The organism is Cellulomonas sp. A375-1, assembly GCF_001040865.1.
Taxonomy (GTDB): domain Bacteria; phylum Actinomycetota; class Actinomycetes; order Actinomycetales; family Cellulomonadaceae; genus Cellulomonas; species Cellulomonas gelida.
Window position 1 is genome coordinate 1 of the sequence record NZ_LFKW01000105.1, and the last position, 628, is coordinate 628.

The window sequence follows — 628 nt, forward strand, 5'->3', positions numbered from 1 at the left end:
CGCGGTGGGACACCCGTGGGTGCCCACCGCGCGGCGGTCGGTGCTGGTGGTTCCGGACCGGTCAGTCGACGGGGAAGAGCGTCAGGGTCAACGTCCCCGCGTAGCTGCCAGGCGCCGTGTCGACGGGCACCTCGAGCGAGAGATCCGCACCCAGGGTCGCCGAGCCGAACCGGCCCACGGGTGTCGCGGACGCGAGGCGCCCGGGCACCACGAGACCGTGACCACCGCTCAAGGCGGTCGTGCGTGCGGCGCCCGCGGTCAGACCGGGCCGTGGGGTCTCCACGCGCGGGCTCCACCCGAGGTACTCGGCACCGAACGCCCGTGTCGCGGACGTGAACGTGTACGCCTGGCCGGCGACCGCCCAGCCGCTCGCACCCGCCTGGGAGACGGACCGCGAGTCCGTGACCGTCACGGCCGGCAGCGCGCCGCGGAACCGCAGCCGGTCGCCGGCGTTCGTCGCGGGGGTGAGCGTCACGCCCTCGTCGTGGTCCGCCACGGACAGCGCGAGCACGCCGTCGGCCTGCTCCGGAACGACCGCGCGCAGCTCGATCCCCTCCGCCGGCTCCTCGCGGAACAGGCGGGGCACGAAGTCGATGAGGTTCGTCTGCCACGTGTCGAACCCGTGCGG

Annotated in this window: 1 pseudogene; it reads right to left on the bottom strand. The window is 74.8% G+C overall.

Going from position 1 to position 628, the window contains the following annotated elements:
• Positions 1-61 precede the first annotated feature (61 nt).
• Positions 62-628 (bottom strand): annotated as a pseudogene (locus CWIS_RS18935) (hypothetical protein); the annotation flags it as partial.